Origin of the sequence: Plantactinospora sp. CA-290183 (assembly GCF_050936375.1) — a bacterium.
In the GTDB taxonomy this organism is placed as follows: domain Bacteria; phylum Actinomycetota; class Actinomycetes; order Mycobacteriales; family Micromonosporaceae; genus Plantactinospora.
Genome location: NZ_JBNJMX010000006.1, coordinates 246,101 through 265,190 on the forward strand (window position 1 = coordinate 246,101; position 19,090 = coordinate 265,190).

A 19,090-nucleotide genomic window follows, 5' to 3' on the forward strand; every position below is an offset into this window, starting at 1 on the left:
CCGTGGACCACCGGGATCCCGAGGTCCGGCTCCGCGCCCTGTTCGACGCCGGCTCGCTGCGGTTGCTGATGCCCCGCGACGACTCCGGCGTGCTGTGGGCCCGGGGCGAGGTCGACGGCACGCCGGCGATCGCGTACGTCACCGATGCCACGATCATGGGCGGTGCGATGGGCGCCCAGGGCTGCCAGCACATCGTCGACGCGATCGACACCGCCCTGCGGGACCGGGTACCGGTGCTGGGGCTCTGGCACTGCGGCGGCGCGCGGCTGGCCGAGGGGGCCGTCTCGCTCGACGCGGTCGGGCAGGTGTTCGCGGCGATGGTCCGGGCCTCCGGCCGGGTACCGCAGATCTCGGTCGTGCTCGGGCCGGCGGCCGGCGGCGCGGCCTACGGGCCGGCGCTGACCGACATCGTGATCATGAGCGGGGCCGGCCGGATCTTCGTGACCGGCCCCGAGGTGGTCCGGAGCGTGACCGGCGAGCAGGTCGACATGGAGCGCCTCGGCGGCCCCGAGCCGCACGGCCGGCGATCCGGAGTGGTGCACGTGACCACCCCCGACGAGGCCTCGGCGATCGCCGAGGCCCGGCGGCTCGCCGAACTCCTCGGCCGGCAGGGCCGGCTCACCCCGGCCGACGTCAGCGGCGAGGTCGAGGACGGGCACGACCTGGCCGCGCGGATGCCGGCCGAGACCAACCGGGCGTACGACGTGAAGCCGGTGGTCAAGGCACTGCTGGACGCCCCCGGGGTGGAGTTGCACGCCAAGTGGGCGCCGAACGTGGTCACCACGCTGGGCCGGTTCGCCGGCCGCACGGTGGGAGTGATCGCCAACAACCCGATGCGGCTCGGTGGCTGCCTCGACGCGTCCAGCGCCGAGAAGGCCGCCCGGTTCGTGCGGATGTGCGACGCGCTCGGCGTACCGCTGATCGTGCTGGTCGACGTGCCCGGCTACCTGCCCGGCCTGGGCCAGGAGTGGGACGGCGTGGTCCGGCGCGGTGCCAAGCTCCTGCACGCCTTCGCCGAGGCGGTGGTGCCCCGGGTGACCCTGGTGACCCGCAAGGCGTACGGCGGGGCGTACATCGCGATGAACTCGCGCTCACTCGGCGCCACGGCCGTCTTCGCCTGGCCGAACGCGGAGATCGCCGTGATGGGTGCCTCGGCCGCGGTGCAGATCCTGCACCGCAAGAAGCTCGCCGCCGTTCCGTACGAGGAGCGCGACGCGCTGCGGGAGCGGCTCGTCGAGGAGCAGACCCGGGTCGCCGGCGGGGTCAACCGGGCGCTGGAGATCGGCGTTGTCGACGACGTGATCGAGCCGGCCGAGACCCGCCGCCGGATCGCCGAGGCGCTGGCCGCCGCCCCGGCCGCCCGGGGCGCACACGGCAACATCCCGCTGTAACGCACGGTCACGGCCCCCTCCGGTCGGCGCGGTCCGCGCCGACCGGAGGGGGCCGTCCCGTTTCCGTGGCCCGATCCGCCCGCCCAGCCTCCTTCCCGCCGGCACCAGGCGCCCGGGCGGGGACAGGAGCGGGTTTCCGCGTGTCCCGCCCGGCGGCCGGCGCCGAGGATGAGTGCCCACTACTCATGTGACGCACCGGGCGCGCCGCCCATAGTGGAGCCACCAGCGACGAGGGACGGGTGGTGGCACCGATGCAGGGACGGGTCGGTTTCGACGCCGGAGACGAGGTCGCACCGGTCGGCGGGCACCGCACCCCGGCCGGGCCACCGGCCGGGTCGGACCGGGTGGCCGCCGCCGGCGCGGGCCGGACCGGCGGCGGGCGGCGCGGTCGCGGGCTGACCGGGTATGTGAGCAACGCGCGGATCCGCACCGAGATGACCCAGGCGCGCCTCTCCCTACAGGTCTTCGCCTTCGAGCTGGAGACCCGGGACGACGCCGGACGGCCGATCGGGCGGACCGCGGTGGAGCTGCGCGGGGAGGCGCTCAACGGCCCGCTCCCGGTCGACGGCGCACCGGTCCGGGTGTACGGCCGCCACTGCGCCGACGGCATTCTGCGGGCCCGACGCGTCGTGCAACTCAACCTGCGGGACGCCGTGCTGACCGCCGGGATCCGCCGCCCCGCGCGGTACCTGCGCTGGGCGTTCGGCACCGTCGTCACCCTGTTCCTGGTCACGGTCTTCGTGCTGGTCGCCATCGGTTTCGTCCGGTTCGTCGACGCGTACCGTGAGGTCGACATCCCCGGACGGGGACCGCAGCAGACCCTGCGGGTGCCGGACGTGGCGGGGATGACGCCGCCCGAGGCGATGGCCGCGCTGGAACGGGCGGGATTCGCGCCACTCGACTACCGGGTGGTGCACAAGCGGGACGGCAAGGTGCGCTTCGGCGACGTCATCGCCACGGACCCGCCCGCCGGCAGCCCGTTCACGCCGGACCGGGGAAAGAGCAGGGTTCATCTCCTCGTCTCCATCGGGAGCCGCTGATGCCCGCGTCGCGGCTGCTCGACCGCATGGCGTACTTCCAGCGCTCCGGCCCACCGGGCGGGACCGGCACCGCCGTGCTCCGGTTGGCGACGCCGGCGTTGATCCGGGTGCTGGGCGTGGGCGTCGAGGAGAAACACGCCCTTTCCCCGCGCGGCCCGGCAGCGGATACCGGCGAGCGCGCGGCGGGGCCCGACGAGGCCCGGCCGCCGCTGCCGCCCCCGCCGACCGCGCAGCTGCTCACCGGGCTCGTCGTGCACCGCATGGCACTGGCCTTCCGGGTCAGCAGCGACGGCCGTCGCGCCGCGTTCGAGATCGGGCTCTGCCCACCGGGTGGCACGGACCCGGCCGATCCACGGCTGCGCGGCACCGTCCGCTCCGCGCTGCACGGCGCCTACCCGCACGTCGGTTGCGGGCCGGGCGGCGGCGGGTGGCGGGACACGGCGGTGGACCGCGAACACGGTCTGGTCCTCGGCGTGCCGGCCCCCGCCCCACCGGGCCCGGGTGACGCCGCCGCACCGTGGGACCGGATCCTGCGGGCGATGACGGGCCAGCCGTTCCAGGTGCTGGTACTGGCGGTTCCGGTCGACGAGCGGCGGCTGGCCGCGGTGCGGGAGGGCGTACTCGCCGAGGCCCGCGACGTCGCGTCGATCGCGCGGGCCACCGGGCTGCCGTTGCCGGAGGCGGAGCACTACACCCGGCTGTTGACCACGTACGCGCGGCAGCTCGCCGCCGGACTCGCGGTCGGTGCCTGGCGGACGGCGGTGTACCTCTCCGGTGCCGCCGGGTCGTACGCCGCGCTCAAGTCCGTCTTCCGGGGCACCTTCGCCGCCGAGGCGGACCCGGCGGAGCCGGTGCGGGTGTACAACGCGCGCGACGCCGGGGCGTGGGCGCAGACGTTCGCACTGCCGGAGGCCGAGCCACCCGCCGGTCCCGGCGTCTACCGCCGGCCCTACGAGTGGCAGACGCTGCTGAACTCCCGCCAGCTCTCGGCCTACCTGCACTTCCCCAGCCAGGAGCACCCGGGTTTCTCGGTGGAGCAGGCGGCGCGCTTCGACGTCGCCCGTGCGGTGGTGCCGCCGGAGCGGCACCCGCTGTGGATCGGCGACATCCGCTACGGCGCCGTCGACACCCCGGAGCCGTACGCCGTCGCGCTCGACGACCTGACCCGGCACGCCTTCGTGACCGGGGTGACCGGTGCCGGCAAGTCACACACCATGCGGCACCTGCTGCGCCAGGTGAGCGCCGCCGGGCTGCCGTTCCTGGTGGTGGAGCCGGCGAAGGCCGAGTACCGGGCGCTGCTGCACGAGGTGCCCGGGCTGACGGTGTACACCTGCGGCGACGAGACGGTGAACCCGCCGCGCCTGAACCCGCTGGAGGTGCCCGAGGGGGTGCCCCTGGGCGTCCACCTGGACATGCTGCGGTCGCTGTTCACCGCCGCCTTCGCCCTCTGGAGTCCGCTGCCGCAACTGCTCGACCGGGCGCTGCACGAGCTGTACGCCGAGCACGGGCTGGACGTCCACGGCAGCGCCGCCGTACCCGCCGACGCCTTTCCGACCCTGTCCGACCTGCGCGGCAAGGTCGACTCGATCATCGACGGTCTGGGTTACAGCGGCGAGGTGGTCTCCAACATGCGCGCCGCCCTGCTGGCCCGCCTCGACGGCCTCCGCACCGGTGGCAAGGGCCGGATGCTCGACGTCCCGCGCTCGACCGGGATGGCCGATCTCTTCGAGCGTCCGGTGGTCGTCGAACTGGAGCGGCTCGGCGACGAGGACGACCAGGCGTTCGTGATGGGCCTGGTGATGATCCGCCTCTGGCAGTACCGCTGGCTGGCCGGCGCGTACGACGGGCTGCGTCACGTGCTGGTGGTGGAGGAGGCCCACCGCCTGCTCGCCGCCGACGCCCCGCAGGCGCGCCCCGACGCCGGAGTGGGTGGCGCCCGCGCCAAGGCGGTGGCCGCGTTCACCAACATCCTCGCGGAGCTGCGCTCGTACGGTCAGGCGATCGTCGTCGCCGACCAGATTCCCGCCAAGCTGGCGCCCGAGGTCGTCAAGAACACCGAGCTGAAGATCGTGCACCGGCTCGTCGCGGCGGACGACCGCACCGCCCTGGGCCAGGCGACCGCGATGAGCGAGGCGCAGATCCGCTCGCTCGCCACGTTCGACCGGGGCGTCGCGGCGGTCTTCAGCCGGGGCGACGACGCCCCGGTGCAGGTCCGGATCCCGGCCGGTCCGAGCCCCCGACCGCTCGACGCGGCGGGTCTGCGGGCGCACCTGCGTCGGCTCGGGATCCCGCCGCCGGCGCACCGGTGCGAAGACCGGTGCGTGCGCGGCGACTCCACCTGTGACATCGCCGTCAGGATGGCCGGGCTGGCTCCCGTGGCGGCCGCGTTCGCGCTGTTCGCCCAGTCCGCCGCCGTGGATCCGGGGGCGGGCCGCCGCGCGTACCCGGACCTGCTGGTGATCCTCGGCATGCATCTGCCCCGCGACGCGCGCACCCGGGCCCGGACCCGGCGCTGCACGCTGTTGCGGCTCTGCCTCGACTGGGCCACGCGGCGCGGCCGGGCCGCGGGCTGGACCCACTCCGACACGACCGCGGTTGCCGACGGGCTGGTCGCGGCGGTCCGCGCGCTCGACGCCGTGGCGGACGCGCGGCCCGGCACGCGGCACGACGACGCCGTCCGGGGAGCGGCCGGCGACGAGGCGGACGCCGGCGACGCCGCGCTGGCCGGCCTGGGGGCGGTCCTGTCTCCGTTGGCCGTGCGGCGGTTCGATCCCTTCCCCGCCTGTCGGGTGATCTGTCCGGACGGGAGCTGCCACTTCCACGAACCGGTTCGGGAGGAGATCATCTCGGCCCGTCACCGTGACGCGTGGAGCCGGGTCGCCGGGGCGGGCAGCCTTCAGGAGCGCGAGCAGAGCTACTGGTCGCTCGCGTACGCGGCCGTCGACCGTTGCGCCGTCAGCCCGCGCGGCCTCGACCTGCCCGAGGTGAAGAGGCTCGCCGACCGCGCCGCGATGTGCGCGGTCCAGCAGTCGTTCCACACCGACCCGGAGGTGCCGCCACATGTCGCGGCCACGGAGACCGCCATGTTGCTGCGGGACTACGCGGTAACCCAGGAAGAGGCGAGGAGCTGAGATGCCCCCTCCCGACCGCAGCGCTCGGGAACAGCGGCGCTTCGAGGACCCGGTCACCCACACGGACGCTCCGCGTCAACCGCACCAGCAGCACCGACCGCCCCGGTTCGGCCCCCAGCGTGGGCCGGACGGCGAGCGCCGGCCCACGCCCCGGCCCGACCGGGATCCCCGGCACCCCCGGCACCCCGACGGCGGCGGCCACCGGCCCGACGGCGGGACGCCCGAGCGCCGGCCCCAGAGAACCGACGGCCCGACGCCCGAGCGCCGGCCCCACCGCCCCGACGGCGGGACGCCGGGAGACCGGCCACCGGGGCCTGACGCCAGGACGCCCGAACGCCGGCCCGACAGGCTCGCGGCGGCCGAGCAGCACCGCCGGGTACCCACGGGTGACCCCTACGCCGGGCCCGACCGTTCGGTCCCCCGGCGGCCGGACACGGTCTCCGGTGACGTGCCGGCGCCGGCCCGGCAGGGGCAGCCCGCCGCGCGGGACGCCGCGACCCCCGCCCCGGTCCCCTACCCTCCGGACCTCGTTCCCCCGGTGGCCGCCGCGACGGCCGTGGACGCTCCAGGCATGCATGTCCGACCGGTCGCACCGCCGCTGCCCGGTGTCCCGCCGCTCCAACTCTTCGGTGGAGCCACGCTGACCGCCGCGACGGTCGAGGGCGCCGCCGCCGCCGAGGCCAGCGTGGCGGGTACCGCCCTGGCCGGTGCCACCGAGGCCGCCGCCGGCGCCGTGGTGGCGGAGACCGCCGCCGGAGCCATCGTGGCGGAGACCGCCGCCGGGGTCGCGGGGGCGGCCACTACCGCCGAGGTACTCGCCGGGGCGGCCGGTACCCTCGCCGCCGAGGCGGCCGCCACCGCACTGGTCCCGGGTCTCGCGGAGGCACTGGCCGTCGCCGCCCTCGGCGTCGCGGGAGCCGCCGCGGTGGCCTACGCCGCCGACCTCCTCACCGCGGGGTCGAGCGGCCCGACCGCGAGCGGACCGGCGACCGTTCGTCCGCTGGACGCCCCCGGGCAGCCCGGTGGGCACCCGCTCGGCGATCCCCGTCCGGTGCTTCCCCGGACGGCGCCGCCGGAGCGGACGGCCCCACTCGACGCGCCCGGGGCCCGGGAGACCCCGGTGAGCCTCCCCGGTGACGCGGCGCCGCGCGTGCTCCACACGGCGGCACGCCCGCAGAGCGTGATGGTCGGCAACACCGAGTTCAGCTATCCGGCGACACTGCGCCCGGACACCCGGATCCACGGTCCCGGCGTCGAGAAGGTGGTCGTCGAGTACGACCGGTTCGACCGGCAGATCGTCACGATCTACGGCGAGATCCTGCGCCACCTTCCCCGCCGGTACGGTCTGGAGAACACGCTGCCGGCCGCCGCCCAGGTCGCCGCGCTCGCCGGGCTGGCGTGCGACCGGGCCCACCTGTGGCCCCGGCAGTTCGGGTCCGAGGTGGCGGCCGGCGTCATGTACGCCGGGCGGAGCTTCAACCGGGGTCGCCAGCAGACGCTGGAGAGCCAGATCCGGGGCCTGCAACGCACCCTCCGGCCCGGTGAGCACCTGGTGCTGCGGGCACAGGTGACCAGCCATCCGCTGCGGGAGTTCGGCGTCCAGGCGGTGGCGGCCCGGTACCAGTACGACCTCATCATCGCCGCCGGTGGCCGCGCCCGCGACCAGCACAGGATCATCTTCGCGACCCATCCGCGGCACCCGTCGGAGTCGAGCACCAGCGTCGCCCTGCCCCGCCCCGACCTGTAGCCCCGGTGGCCGAGGTCGTTGCGCCGGCACGGTCCGTCGTGGCCGGGACCCGCCGGGCGTCCCCGCCCTCTCCCCGATCCGATCCGGTCCGACCGCTAGGGTGGGGGCCGCCCGGACTGCGAGGAGCACGCGTGGAAGCGACCGAGATCCACAAGCTCGCCACGCTCGAGGACACCCACTGGTGGTACCGCGAGCGGCGCGCTCTGCTGGCCCGGGCGCTGCGCCGGCTGGCGGCCGCTGGCCGGTCCCCCGGGCCTGCGCTGGACATCGGCGCGGCCGGTGGCGGCAACACCCGGGTGCTCCGGGCGCACGGTTGGCGGCCGGTCGCCCTGGAATACAGCGCGGACGGCGCCACGATCGCCGTCGAGCGCGGGCTGGCCACCATCCGGGCCGACGCCCGGCACCTGCCGCTGGACTCGGCCAGCCTCGATCTGGTGGTCGCCTTCGACATCCTGGAACACGTCGACGAGGACCACCTGGCCGCGGCCGAGATCCGGCGCACCCTGCGGCCCGGCGGTACCGCGCTGATCGCCGTACCCTGCGACATGCGGTTGTGGTCGGCGCACGACGTGGCCGTCGGCCACGTCCGGCGCTACGACCGGCGGACGCTGACCGAGGTCGTCGAGAAGGCCGGCCTGGTGGTCGACGAGGTGTGGAGCTGGAACGTGCTGCTGCGCCCGGTCGCCGCCTGGCGGCGACGCCGCTCCACCGGCAGCGACCTGGACGACCTGCCCGCCCTGGTGAATCTCGGGCTGCGCGCGGTGATCACGGCCGAGCGCTACCTGCCGGTGAAGTCGCTGCCCGGCGTCTCCCTGATGCTGCGCGCGCACCGGCCGGAACGGCACTGACCGACCGGCGCCGGGTCGACCCCGACCGGTACGGTCTCCAGGACCCGCGATTCATCCGACCCGGTCCGGGACGAGGAGGAGTGACGGAGATGCTGTCAGCGGTCAAGGGACTGCTCGGGCACGTTTCGCTCTACGTCGCGCTGCAGCGCGGCCTGGGCGCCGACCGGCTGCGGTACCGCTGCCTGGACGAGTTGGCGCTCTCCGACGGGGACACCGTGATCGACGTCGGCTGCGGCCCGGCCTACTACTTCGAGCGGCTGCCCCGGGTCAGCTACTTCGGCTTCGACACCTCGGCCCGCTACATCGCGCACGCCCGCAAGCGCTGGGGTGACCGGGCCGAGTTCCGCTGCGAGGTCTTCGGCGAGGAGCACCTCGGGCAGATCCCGCCGGCTGACGCCGTACTCCTGCTCGGGCTGCTGCATCATCTCTCCGACGCCGACTCCCGGCACCTGCTCAAGGTCGCCGGCCGGGCGCTCGCCCCCGGCGGCCGGGTGATCGCGGTGGACACCTGCTTCGAGCCCCGGCAGGGCCGGATCTCCCGGTGGATGTCGGAGAACGACCGCGGCGAGCACGTCCGGACCCCGGAGGGCTTCGTCGCGCTCGCCCGGGAGTCCTTCGCCGACGTCGACGGCGAGATCATCGACGACGCCACCCGCGTCCCGTCCAGCTTCTGGCTGATGCGGATGCGCGACCCGGTGCTGGCCAGTCACCCCGCCTGAACCGACCGCCCCGGGCGGACCCCACCCCTCGTAAAGGTTGCTCATGTCCGAACGGCCGACCAACTGGGCCGGCAACGTCGCCTTCGGCGCCGCCCGGCTGCACCACCCCCGCTCGGTGCCGGAGCTGCGGGCGCTGGTCGCCGGCAGCGACCGGGTACACGCGCTCGGCACCGGCCACTCGTTCAACCCGATCGCCGACACCGCCGGCGACCTGGTCGCGGTGACCGCCCTGCCGCCGCTGCTGGAGATCGACACCGACCGCGCCACGGTCACGGTCGCGGCCGGAATGCGGTACGGGGAACTCGTCGCCCGCCTGCACGAGGCCGGGTACGCGCTGCACAACCTCGGTTCCCTGCCGCACATCTCGGTCGCCGGCGCCTGCGCCACCGCCACCCACGGCTCCGGCGAGCGCAACGGCAACCTGGCCACCGCCGTCTCCGCGCTGGAGCTGGTCGGTGCCGACGGTGAACTGCGGACCCTGACCCGGGACGCCGACGGCGAGGAGTTCCTCGGCAGCGTGGTCGGGCTCGGCGCGCTCGGCATCGCCACCCGGGTGACCCTGGACCTGGAGCCGACCTTCGAGATCAGCCAGTACGTCTACGACGACCTGCCGTGGCACCGTCTCGACACCGACCACGCGGAGATCCTCGGTGCCGGCTACAGCGTCAGCCTCTTCACCGACTGGGCCGGGCCGCGGATCAACCAGGTCTGGGTGAAGCGCCGGACCGACGCCGTCGACGGCTGGCGGGCCGAACCCCGCTGGCTCGACGCCCGGCTGGCCAACTCGCCCCGGCATCCCGTACCGGGGATGTCGCCGGTGCACTGCACCGAACAGCTCGGTGTCCCCGGGCCCTGGCACGCCCGGCTGCCGCACTTCCGGCTGGAGTTCACCCCGAGCAGCGGCGAGGAGTTGCAGACGGAGTACTTCGTGCCCCGGCGGGACCTCGTCGAGGCGCTGGCCGCGCTGGACGACATCCGGGACCGGATCGCCGCCGTACTCCAGATCTCGGAGATCCGGACGATCGCCGCCGACGGACTCTGGCTCAGCCCGGCGTACCGGCGGGACAGCGCGGCGCTGCACTTCACCTGGGTCGCGGACACCTCGGCGGTGCTGCCGGTGCTGGCCGCGATCGAGGAGCGGCTCGCGCCGTTCGGGGCCCGGCCGCACTGGGGGAAGCTGTTCGGCGTCTCCGCCGGGGCGCTGCGTGACAGCTACGAACGGCACGCCGACTTCACCGCGCTGATGTGCCGGGCCGACCCGACCGGCAAGTTCCGCAACGACCTGCTGGACCGGTGGTTCCCGGAGACCGCCTGAGCCGCCGCGCGGCTCGGGGGCCCGGTCGGCAGCTTCCGGCCAACCGGGGGCCCGTACCCCGCTCGGCCGCCCGGTGGTCTCCGTCGGCCGGCTAGCATCGCGGATCATGACCGCGCCAACCGGACTCCGGCTCGCTGTGGATTTCGGCACGTCCAGTACCGTCGCGATGCTGCGCTGGCCGGACGGCCGGGTCCGTCCACTGCTCTTCGACGGTTCGCCGCTGCTCTCCTCGGCGGTCCTGCTCGGTCTGGACGGCCAGCTGCACACCGGCCGCGACGCGGCCCACCTCGGCCGCGCGAACCCCGAACGCCTGGAGCCGAACCCGAAACGGCGGGTCGACGAGCACACGGTGCTGCTGGGGGACCGCGAGATCGCGGTGCGCGACCTGGTCGCCGCCGTGCTGGGGCGGGTGGCGGCCGAGGCGTACCGGGTGACCGGGGGCGCCGCCCCCGAGGTCGTGCTGACCCATCCCGCCGCCTGGGGCACCGCCCGCCGGACCCTGCTCACCGAGGCCGCCGGGCAGGCCGGGATGGGCCGCCCGCACCTGGTCGCCGAGCCGGTCGCCGCCGCCACGTACTTCGGCCGGACCCGGACCGACCAACTACCGTCCGGTGGCTGTCTTCTCGTCTACGACCTCGGCGCCGGCACCTGCGACGTCACGCTGCTGCGCGGTCGGGCCGAGGGCTTCGAGGTGGTCGCTTCGGAAGGGCTGGACGACGTCGGCGGCCTGGACGTCGACGCCGCGGTGGTGACCGACCTGGCGGCCTCCTGCGGCCGGCTCTGGACCGACGAGGCGAGCCGTCGGCACCTGTGGGAGGAGGTCCGGACCGCCAAGGAGATGCTCTCCCGGGCCAGCGGGACGGTCGTCGCGGTTCCCGCCCTCGGCCGCGAGGTACCGCTCGGCCGGGAACGGCTTGAGGCGCTCGCCGCGCCGGTGCTGGCACCGACCGTCGCGCTGACCAGTTCGATCCTGGCCCGGGCGAAGCTCGGCCCGACCGAACTCGGTGGGGTTTTCCTGGTCGGTGGGTCGAGCCGGATGCCGCTGGTCGCCACCCTGCTGCACCGCGCGCTCGGTGTGGCGCCGATCGTCACCGAACAACCGGAACTGGTGGTGGCCGAGGGCGCCCTCGACCTGTTGCCGACCCCGGCGCCGCCGTCCGGGGCCTCCGCCCACCCGCCGGTGCCGGCGGGCTCCGGCACGCCGTCGGCACCGGGGCCGCTGCCCGCGCCGGCCGGCACACCGTCCCGCCGGCCGCGTGGACGGCTCGCCGCCGGCGCGGCCGGGGCCGCCCTGCTCCTCGCGCTCTGCGCCGGCACGGCCGGCTACTGGCTGGTCAACCGCGACCCGGCCGACACCCCCGGGCGGCCTGGCCCGGCCGGCACGGCGGCCGGGCCGACCACCGGGGGGTCCGGGCCGATTCCGGTACCCCCGATGCCGCCCGCGGTGCGGAAGTACCACGTCAGCCGGTTGCCGCATGCGCTCTGCGACAGGGTCGACCTCAGGCGCCTCGGCGTGATGTTCGAGAGACAGCGTGTGAAGCCCGACGACGGCCGGAGCGCGGGTCCGGAGAGCTTCAGCCTGAGCTGCGGTCTGGACCGCGAGCACGTCGAGCCGCAGACCGGACTGCTGGCCTCGTTCCACGTCTGGGCCTTCCACAACCCGTCCAGCGCGGCCGAGACCCACCGGTCCAGCCTGAGCCAGGCGGGGAAGAACGTTCCCGGCCCCAGCGAGGTGCCGGCCCTCGGTGACCACGCCTTCATCCAGCAACTCTCCGTCGACCTGGAGCCCCCGAAGCCCGGCCTGGCGAAGGGGGCCCTCTACTCCCTCAACGTCTGGGACGGCAACCTGTGCTGGATGCTGACGGTGTCCGCGCTGCGGACGGAGGGTGGCGCCTGGACCGACCCGGAACTGTTCCAGCTGGAGGCCGCGATGATCGACGCCTTCGCGGCGACGCACGCCCGGTTCACCGACGGCGCTCGGGTGGGCGGGAACTGACCGCGTCGGCGGACCCCGGTCAGCCGAGCTGGTAGACCGCCATCCGGCCGTTGTCGAAGCGCAACCGGGCCAGCCGGCCCAGCTCCGGGGACTCCCGCCCCACCGACCGGTCCACCACCAGCCACCGTACGGCGTGCCGGTCCCGCAGCTCGCGGAGCCCGTCGGCGGTCGGGGCGGTGAACGCGGCGTCGTTGCGGCGCAGCAGGTCCTGGTCCCAGAACGGGGTGTACGCCCCGATGGCGGCGACCCGGGGCGCGAAGCCCCAGCCCTCGACCAGCACCCGGCGTTCGGCGTACGCGCTCAGCCAGAACGAGCGCGCGTCGCACCAGCCGTTCACCACCGCCAGGCAGTGCACGTTGGTCGCCAGCACGTCGGCCGGCGAACTGTGCTCCCGGGTCCAGCGGGCCGCGTCGACCCGGGACTTCGGCAGCGGCACGTTGGTGTACGCGCCACCGTTCGGGACCCGCTCGGACTTGCGCATGTCCATCAGCAGCCCGGGCGCCCCGACCACCAGCAGGGCGGTGAGCAGCAGCACCCCGCCCCGGCGGCGCAGCGCGGGGATCCCCTGGGTCAGGGGCCGCCACGCACCGGCGGCGAGCACCGTGAGCAGGGCGAGCCCACCGGCCCACCAGAGCAGCGGTGCCAGCCAGTCGAGCGGGGTACCGGCCGGGGCCGGTGCGGCGTACCGGAACTGGACGGCGACCAGCAGGACGGCGAGAGTGGCGGCGAACGCGCCGAGGGCGGCCCGCTCCCGCCGGGTCAACCGGGCCCGGTCGGCGACCAGCACGTAGCCCCAGGCCGAGAGGACCACCGCAAAGGTGAACCCGGCCCGGGTGAAGTACTGGTTGGCGCCGCCGGACTGCAACAGCAGCAGGTATAGGCCGGGCCCGGCCAGCGCGCCGCCGAGCAGGAACCACTGGAGGGGTTCGAGTCGTCCCCGGCGCAGCCGGAGCAGCGCCACCACACCGGCCGCCCGCAGCTGCATGTTGACCAGGAAGGCGGCGAGCACGGCGGCCACCACCAGCGGCTGTGTCCAGCCAGACTGGTCCGGCGGCGGCGTCCAGTAGCCCTCCAGGGTGCCGAGCGGGCTCACCTCGATGCCGTACGCCTTGAACCGGTAGAGCACGGCGGTGGCGAAGAGCTGCGCGGCGGCGGTACCGAGGCCGGCGGCGACCACCGCCCACGGGATGCGTCGGGTGCTGACCAGCAGGGCGACCGCGGTGAACGCCAGCGCCACCCCGACCACGGGCAGGGAGCTGGCCTTCGCCCCGCTGGAGGCGAGCATGAGCAGCGGCGCCAGCACCGCCGCACCCCGGCCGATCGGCGCGACCGGCCGGTCGGTACGCCGGTCGACCACGTCGGCCAGCACCGCGACCAGCGCGATCAGCAGCACCCAGCTGTAGATCATCGACATGCCGTGCCAGATCACGAAGGACGTCTGGGTGCCGAACGGCATGGTCACCGGGTCGGTGAAGTTGGTCTCGCCGATCACGAAGAAGAGCGCGGCGGCGATCGCCCCGACGTAGGGCCGGCCGCTGACCCGCCAGCCGAGGACCGCGGTGAGCACGATCGCCGCGGCACAGAGCGCGGGGACGGTCAGCCGCAGCGCCACCACCGGCAGCTCGATGCCGCCGATCAGGCTGGTGGCGGCCATGTGCACGTACCCGAACCAGTGGTAGTCCAGCGGCTCCTGCGCCACCTGCGGCAGGTGGATCGGGAACTGGTGCTTCGCCTCGCCGGCCAGGGAGAGCTGGTAGGCAAGGTCGAGGTACTGCCGGGTGCCCTCCGAGGTGGGCAGCACCGGGTTGCGCTCCAGGAAGGTCGCCGAGAGGTACGTGGTGAAGAACCCGACCACGCCCGCCACCGACCAGGACCAGCCGACCGGCGCCCGCTCCGGGTACCGGACCAGCCAGTGCCGCCGCAGCCCGGGTACGGCCGCGAAGAGCGCGACGATCGCGGCGGGCCAGAGCCAGAGCCACTCGGCGAGCCCGAGGGCGGCGAAGACGGCCCAGGCGGGCAGCTCCAGCACCAGCCCGACGGCGGCGCCCATGGCCAGGTCCTCGACCAGGGTGTGCGGCCGGCGGCGCAGCGACCGGTAGACCAGGGCCCCCGGCAGGATCAGCGCCAGCAGCAGGTATCCGGCGTAGCGGGCGAGGTCGGCCGGGGCGGTGTCCGCGGCGAGCAGCACCACGGCGACGTACCCGAGCGCGGCGGCGAGCGGCAGCCAGCGGCGCAGCGCGGCGGCGGGGCCCGGCGGCGCCGGTACGGACTTCTCGGCCACCGCGGGAGCGGCAGCCGTCACCTGGGTGTCCTCGCGCCGCTGCCGGCGCGCGCGCCGGGCTTGCCGGAACCGGCACGGACCAGCCGGCCGTCGCCGGGTGCGGCGGCGGCCGGCACCGGGGCGGGCGGGCCCTCCCGGCTCTCCGCGCCGTCGCGCGGGTCGCCGGCACCGGCCGGCACCGGGGCGTCCGGCGACTCACCGGTGTCGGAGCCGATGTGGTAGCTGGGCCGGCCCTGCACGGCGACGTAGATCCGCCCGATGTACTCGCCGAGCAGGCCGAGGCAGAGCAGTTGTACGGCGCCGAGGAAGAGCACCGCGACGTAGAGCGAGGCCCAGCCGGCGACGGTGGAGTCGCGCAGGTAGGCCACGACCGCGAAGACCAGCATCGCGAGGCAGAGCACCATGCCGCCGGCCCCGAGCCAGGTCGCCACCCGCAGCGGCGCGGCCGAGAAGCTGGTGATGCTGTCGGTGGCGAGCCGGAGCATCCGGGAGAGGGAGTACTTGGTGCTGCCGGCGGCCCGCTGCTGGCGCACGTACGGCACCTCGGCGCTGGGGAAGCCGAGCCACGGCACCACCAGCCGGAGCACGGGGCGTCGCTCGGGCAGCTCGCGCAGCGCCTCCACGGTGGCCCGGCTGAGCAGCCGGAAGTCCCCCGCCTGGGCGGGCACGCCGGTGCCGACGAGGCGGCGCACCAACCGGTAGTAGAGGCCGGCGGTGGAGCGCTTGAACACCGAGTCGCTGGACCGGTCGCTGCGTACCCCGTACACGATGTCCAGGTCGTCGGCGCGGGCTCGAAGCAGCATCTCGACCAGGACCTCCGGCGGGTCCTGGAGGTCGGCGTCGATGCTGGCGACGTAGTCGCCGCGGGCCCGGAACAGCCCGGCGGTGAGCGCCGCCTGGTGGCCGCTGTTGCGCCGCAGCCGGATGATCCGCAACTGCGGCCAGCTGCGCCGGGCACCGGCCAGCACCGCCGGGGTGGCGTCGGTGCTGCCGTCGTCGACGGCGACCACCTCGTACGGCTCGCCGAGCCCGTCGAGCACGGCGCGCAGCCGCTGCACGAGCAGGGGCAGCACGCTCTCCTCGTTGAAGATCGGCACGACGACCGACAGGGTCGGCTCCCGGCGCGTCACAGCGCGTGCACCCCCCGTTCGGTCGGCCTGTCGGACAGCCGAACGCTACCAGCCGGCCCGGTGACCGAGGTCACCAGCGCCGGCACCGCCATCGGCTCCGCACCGGCCGGCGACACGCTGCTGAGCTGCGCCGACGCGCGTACGCGGCGAGCCGGGTGGACCGGCACCGGTCAGCCGGCGGCGCAGGCCGAGCGGGGCAGTCCGGGTACCGGTACCGGGGAGCGGCCGGTCGGCCGGGCCCGGCCGGCAAGCACCTCGGCCAGGGCCGACATGGACGCCGCCGTCGAGGAGTACGTCGCGAGCAGCACCTTGGACTTCGCCCGGCCGAGCAGGTCCGGGGTGTCCATCCCGACCGTCACCGCCGCGTCGCCCCGCAGGTCGCCGGTGCCGTCGCCGTAGCCGACCAGGTGCACCACGGTCCCGCCGGAGGGGACCACCCGGACCCCGGCCGAGGTCAGCGCCTCGGCCAGCAGTTTCCGGGTGCGGTCGCGCCCGCCGGAGGCGCTCACCGTGACCGGTCCCTTCACCGGTGCCGCCGAGCAGGAGCCGCGCAGCATGGTCACCGAGGCGGCGGCCACCCGCTGGGCGGCGGCGCGGTGCTCGGGGCTGTTCAGCGTGGCCAGCTCCGGCGCCTGCCGGTCGGCGAGGCGGAACCTCAGCGTCAGTACCCGGGTCACCGCCTCCAGCAGGCGGGGCCGCGGCAGTTTCCCGGCGCGCAGGGCGGCCAGCAGGCCGTCGTACGCCTCGGTCACGTTGGGCGGCATGAGCAGCAGGTCGTTGCCGGCGTTCAGGGCCCGCACGGCGTTCTCGGCGGTGGGTCGCCGGCTGATCGCGGCCATGTTCATCGCGTCGGTCACCAGCACGCCGGTGAAGCCGAGCTGGTGCCGGAGCACGTCGGTGAGGAGCTTGCGGGAGAAGGTGGCCGGTACCCCGGGGTCGATCGCCCGTACGTCGAGGTGGCCGGTCATCACCAGCCACGCCCCGGCGTCGATGCCGGCGGCGAACGGCGGCAGCGACCTGGCCTCCAGTTCGCCGCGGTCCTGGGTCACCACCGGCAGCCCCTCGTGCGAGTCGGCGGCGGTCTGGCCGTGCCCGGGGAAGTGTTTGAGGGTGGCCGCGACGCCCGCGCCCTGTAGGCCGCGGACCGCGCCGCCGACCTGCTCCCCCGCCGCCCGGGGATCCGAGCCGTACGACCGGGAGCCGATCACGGTGCTGTTCGCGGTCAGCACGTCGGCGCTCGGCGCGAAGTCGACGTTCACGCCGAGCGCGGCGAGTTCGGTGCCGGCCGCCCGCCAGGCCGCCTCGGTCAGCGGCGGCTGGCCGGCCGCGCCGAGGGCCATCGCGCTGGGCAGGTTGGTGACCCCGTCGGAGATCCGGGTGACCACCCCGAACTCCTGGTCGATGCCGATCAGCATCGGCGCGGTCCCGGCCGGCAGCTTCCCGGCCGCGGCCTGCAGACCGCCGGTCAGCTTCCGGACCTGCGCGGGGCTGTCGACGTTCGTGGTCGGCTGGTTGCCGCCGGTGGGATCGTCGGCGCTGAAGCCGACCAGGATGAGCCCACCGAGCCGGTACTTGGCGATCATCTCGGCCGGGGTCCGCACGCCGGCCAGTTTCCGGTTGCCCGCCGCCGAACCCTCGGAGACCTCGGTGGCCGAGTTGCCGAAGGCGTACGGCATCAGGACCTGGCCGACCAGGTCCTCGTCGCTGAGGGTGCCGACCAGCTGCGCCGCCCGGGCCGCCGGGTCCGGCGGGGCCGGGGTGGCGGTGGCCGACGGGGACGCGGACGGGTCGGGACCCGCCGTCCGCTCGGCGGTGTCGGCACAGCCGGACAGGAGCGACATGGCGAGCACGGTGAGTGCGACCGAGACCCGCCGGAGGGGATTCGACACGCCCGCCATCCCATCAGTCCGGGACTAGCCGGGCAACTCGACCATGCCCCGGCGGCCGGGGCCGCACCGGCTCCGACCAGCGGAGCGACGCGCTCAGCCGACCCGGGTGAGCAGGGTCACCGGCGCACCGTCCCCGGCGTAGCGGTAGGGCTCCAGCTCGGCGTCCCAGGCGGTGCCCATGGCCTTGTCGAGGGCGTGGGCCAGCGCCTCGGGCGCCCGGGCGGACTCCATGAGGGTACGGAGCCGGTCCTCACCGAGCTGGATGTCTCCGGCCGCCCCGGCGGTGGCCCGGAAGAGGCCCCGGCCGGGCACGTACATGAACCGCTCCCCGTCGACGCCGGGACTCGGCTCCTCGGTGACCTCGAACCGGATCATCGGCCACTGTCTCAGGGCAGCCGCCAGCTCCGCGCCGGTCCCAGGCCGGCCGGACCACCCGCACTGCGCCCGTCGGGCGCCCGGATCGACCGGTTGGGCCGTCCAGTGCAGGTTGACCGGCGCGGTCAGGACGCGCGCGATCGCCCACTCGACGTGTTGGCACACGGCGAGCGGGGTCGAGTGGACGTATACGACGCCACGCGTTGGCACGGTGACCTCCCGGAGAGCGAGGTGCGTCTTCCCCTACGACCTCACGCCCGAGCGGTGCTGCCACACATGATTACTTGTGTGACGGATGGTACGCCAGGGATTCACGAAACTGGCCGGGGGGAATCGCCGGAACAGACCGGGGCGGGCAACCGGGACCGGCCGGGGGGAATAGCCGGATCGGTGGGAGTGGTTGGACCTCGTGTCAGCGACGGTAGCCGTCCGGTCATCGCCGCCGTCGTGTAAAATTTGCCCGGCGGCGTGTGCCGCCCGTTCGTTTTCGGCGGCTTGCCGCCGAATGTCCCCCTCGGACTTCCGTCCTCCCGTACGTCTTCAAGGAGTACCTCCGTGGCGAGCAACACCTCCAAGACCGCGCGCGCATCCGTTCGCGCCGGCCAGGCCGGTCAGGGTGGTGCCCTGAGCGTGCTCGGCGAGTTCAAGTACCTCATCCCGCTCAACGGCGGCAAGCACGCCTACGTGCGGAACCTGACCAACGGCAAGGTCACCCACCTGCGCACGGACTCCGAGGCGTTCATCGAGGAGATCCGGGTGCTGGCCGGTGCCGGTCACGCCACCAAGATCCGCGCTGAGCTCAACTCCCTGGCCGCCGCGCACCCCGGCGACGGCTGGGACACCTGCGAGAAGCGCCTGGTCGAGGCCGGCGTCTTCGAGGGCTGAGCGGCCCGCTCCGCGATTCATCCGACGCCCCGTCCCGGACGACTCCGTGGCGGGGCGTCGTCGTGTCCGCCGGTTCCCCGGTCGGGGCGGCCATCCGACGGCACGGCGGCCCGCAGCGGCACGCCGCGCAGTGAATCATCGGCCGTCCGACGGGTGATTCACCGCGCGGGCGGCCGGGTATCCAGGGACGGCCGGAGCCCCTACCGGTGCCGGTCAGTCGGCGCGGACCTTCGCAGATGCTGGAAAAGGGCGGATCTTCCGCTGCGGAACGGCGCCGTACGGGGCAGGATTATTACCCGTGGGTAGGGTTACCCCCGGCTCGACGCGGAGGTGGCCATGCCCG

General features: G+C 74.8%; 13 protein-coding genes. 9 read left to right on the top strand and 4 right to left on the bottom strand.

All coding sequences use genetic code 11. The features are described 5' to 3' along the window. Positions 1-2: 2 nt before the first annotated feature. The 8 genes from ACQEUR_RS14520 (at position 3) to ACQEUR_RS14555 (ending at position 12,187) form a co-directional block, all read left to right on the top strand. On the top strand, positions 3-1,391 hold the full coding sequence (locus ACQEUR_RS14520) for an acyl-CoA carboxylase subunit beta (RefSeq protein WP_433030458.1): 1,389 nt from the start codon (positions 3-5) through the stop codon (positions 1,389-1,391). A gap of 251 nt (positions 1,392-1,642) precedes the next feature. Beyond that, positions 1,643-2,431, top strand: coding sequence for a PASTA domain-containing protein (locus ACQEUR_RS14525; RefSeq protein ID WP_433030418.1), 789 nt, complete (start codon positions 1,643-1,645; stop codon positions 2,429-2,431). Further along, positions 2,431-5,562, top strand: a complete 3,132-nt coding sequence (locus ACQEUR_RS14530; protein WP_433030420.1) for an ATP-binding protein — start codon at positions 2,431-2,433, stop codon at positions 5,560-5,562. Before ACQEUR_RS14525 ends, ACQEUR_RS14530 begins: the two co-directional genes overlap by 1 nt. Positions 5,563-6,133: 571 nt before the next feature. Next, positions 6,134-7,309: a polymorphic toxin type 4 domain-containing protein gene (locus ACQEUR_RS14535; RefSeq protein WP_433030422.1), complete on the top strand. Its 1,176-nt coding sequence runs from the start codon at positions 6,134-6,136 to the stop codon at positions 7,307-7,309. Positions 7,310-7,440: 131 nt separating this feature from the next. After that, a complete protein-coding gene (locus tag ACQEUR_RS14540; protein WP_433030424.1) occupies positions 7,441-8,157 on the top strand; it encodes a class I SAM-dependent methyltransferase in 717 nt (238 codons plus the stop codon). A gap of 89 nt (positions 8,158-8,246) precedes the next feature. Then, positions 8,247-8,876 carry a class I SAM-dependent methyltransferase gene (locus ACQEUR_RS14545; RefSeq protein ID WP_433030426.1) on the top strand — a complete coding sequence of 210 codons (630 nt, stop codon included), beginning with the start codon at positions 8,247-8,249 and terminating at the stop codon, positions 8,874-8,876. Between the two features lie 43 nt (positions 8,877-8,919). Next, positions 8,920-10,191, top strand: coding sequence for a D-arabinono-1,4-lactone oxidase (locus ACQEUR_RS14550; RefSeq protein WP_433030428.1), 1,272 nt, complete (start codon positions 8,920-8,922; stop codon positions 10,189-10,191). 106 nt (positions 10,192-10,297) lie between these two features. Further along, positions 10,298-12,187 carry an Hsp70 family protein gene (locus ACQEUR_RS14555; protein ID WP_433030430.1) on the top strand — a complete coding sequence of 630 codons (1,890 nt, stop codon included), beginning with the start codon at positions 10,298-10,300 and terminating at the stop codon, positions 12,185-12,187. A gap of 19 nt (positions 12,188-12,206) precedes the next feature. Here the strand turns inward: ACQEUR_RS14555 and ACQEUR_RS14560 are convergent, their stop codons facing one another. The 4 genes from ACQEUR_RS14560 to ACQEUR_RS14575 form a co-directional block, all read right to left on the bottom strand. Next, on the bottom strand, positions 12,207-14,489 hold the full coding sequence (locus ACQEUR_RS14560; RefSeq protein ID WP_433030432.1) for a hypothetical protein: 2,283 nt from the start codon (positions 14,487-14,489) through the stop codon (positions 12,207-12,209). After that, positions 14,486-15,598 carry a glycosyltransferase family 2 protein gene (locus ACQEUR_RS14565; protein WP_433030434.1) on the bottom strand — a complete coding sequence of 371 codons (1,113 nt, stop codon included), beginning with the start codon at positions 15,596-15,598 and terminating at the stop codon, positions 14,486-14,488. The genes ACQEUR_RS14560 and ACQEUR_RS14565 overlap by 4 nt, the downstream gene beginning before the upstream one ends. 170 nt (positions 15,599-15,768) lie before the next feature. Beyond that, the gene (locus ACQEUR_RS14570; protein WP_433030436.1) at positions 15,769-17,496 is read right to left on the bottom strand and encodes a glycoside hydrolase family 3 protein; all 1,728 of its coding nucleotides are present in this window, start codon (positions 17,494-17,496) and stop codon (positions 15,769-15,771) included. An 84-nt stretch (positions 17,497-17,580) separates the two neighbouring features. Further along, on the bottom strand, positions 17,581-18,072 hold the full coding sequence (locus ACQEUR_RS14575; protein ID WP_433030438.1) for a DUF3145 domain-containing protein: 492 nt from the start codon (positions 18,070-18,072) through the stop codon (positions 17,581-17,583). 345 nt (positions 18,073-18,417) lie between these two features. Here ACQEUR_RS14575 and ACQEUR_RS14580 point away from each other — a divergent pair, with 345 nt between their 5' ends. After that, a complete protein-coding gene (locus tag ACQEUR_RS14580) occupies positions 18,418-18,747 on the top strand; it encodes a hypothetical protein (RefSeq protein ID WP_433030440.1) in 330 nt (109 codons plus the stop codon). Positions 18,748-19,090: the final 343 nt, after the last annotated feature.

Coding starts and splice junctions, on each gene's coding strand:
- ACQEUR_RS14545 (WP_433030426.1), top strand. CDS start 8,247: ATGCTGTCAGCGGTCAAGGGACTGCTCGGGCACGTTTCGCTCTACGTC.
- ACQEUR_RS14535 (WP_433030422.1), top strand. CDS start 6,134: ATGCATGTCCGACCGGTCGCACCGCCGCTGCCCGGTGTCCCGCCGCTC.
- ACQEUR_RS14570 (WP_433030436.1), bottom strand. CDS start 17,496: ATGGCGGGCGTGTCGAATCCCCTCCGGCGGGTCTCGGTCGCACTCACC.
- ACQEUR_RS14525 (WP_433030418.1), top strand. CDS start 1,643: ATGCAGGGACGGGTCGGTTTCGACGCCGGAGACGAGGTCGCACCGGTC.
- ACQEUR_RS14550 (WP_433030428.1), top strand. CDS start 8,920: ATGTCCGAACGGCCGACCAACTGGGCCGGCAACGTCGCCTTCGGCGCC.
- ACQEUR_RS14530 (WP_433030420.1), top strand. CDS start 2,431: ATGCCCGCGTCGCGGCTGCTCGACCGCATGGCGTACTTCCAGCGCTCC.
- ACQEUR_RS14555 (WP_433030430.1), top strand. CDS start 10,298: ATGACCGCGCCAACCGGACTCCGGCTCGCTGTGGATTTCGGCACGTCC.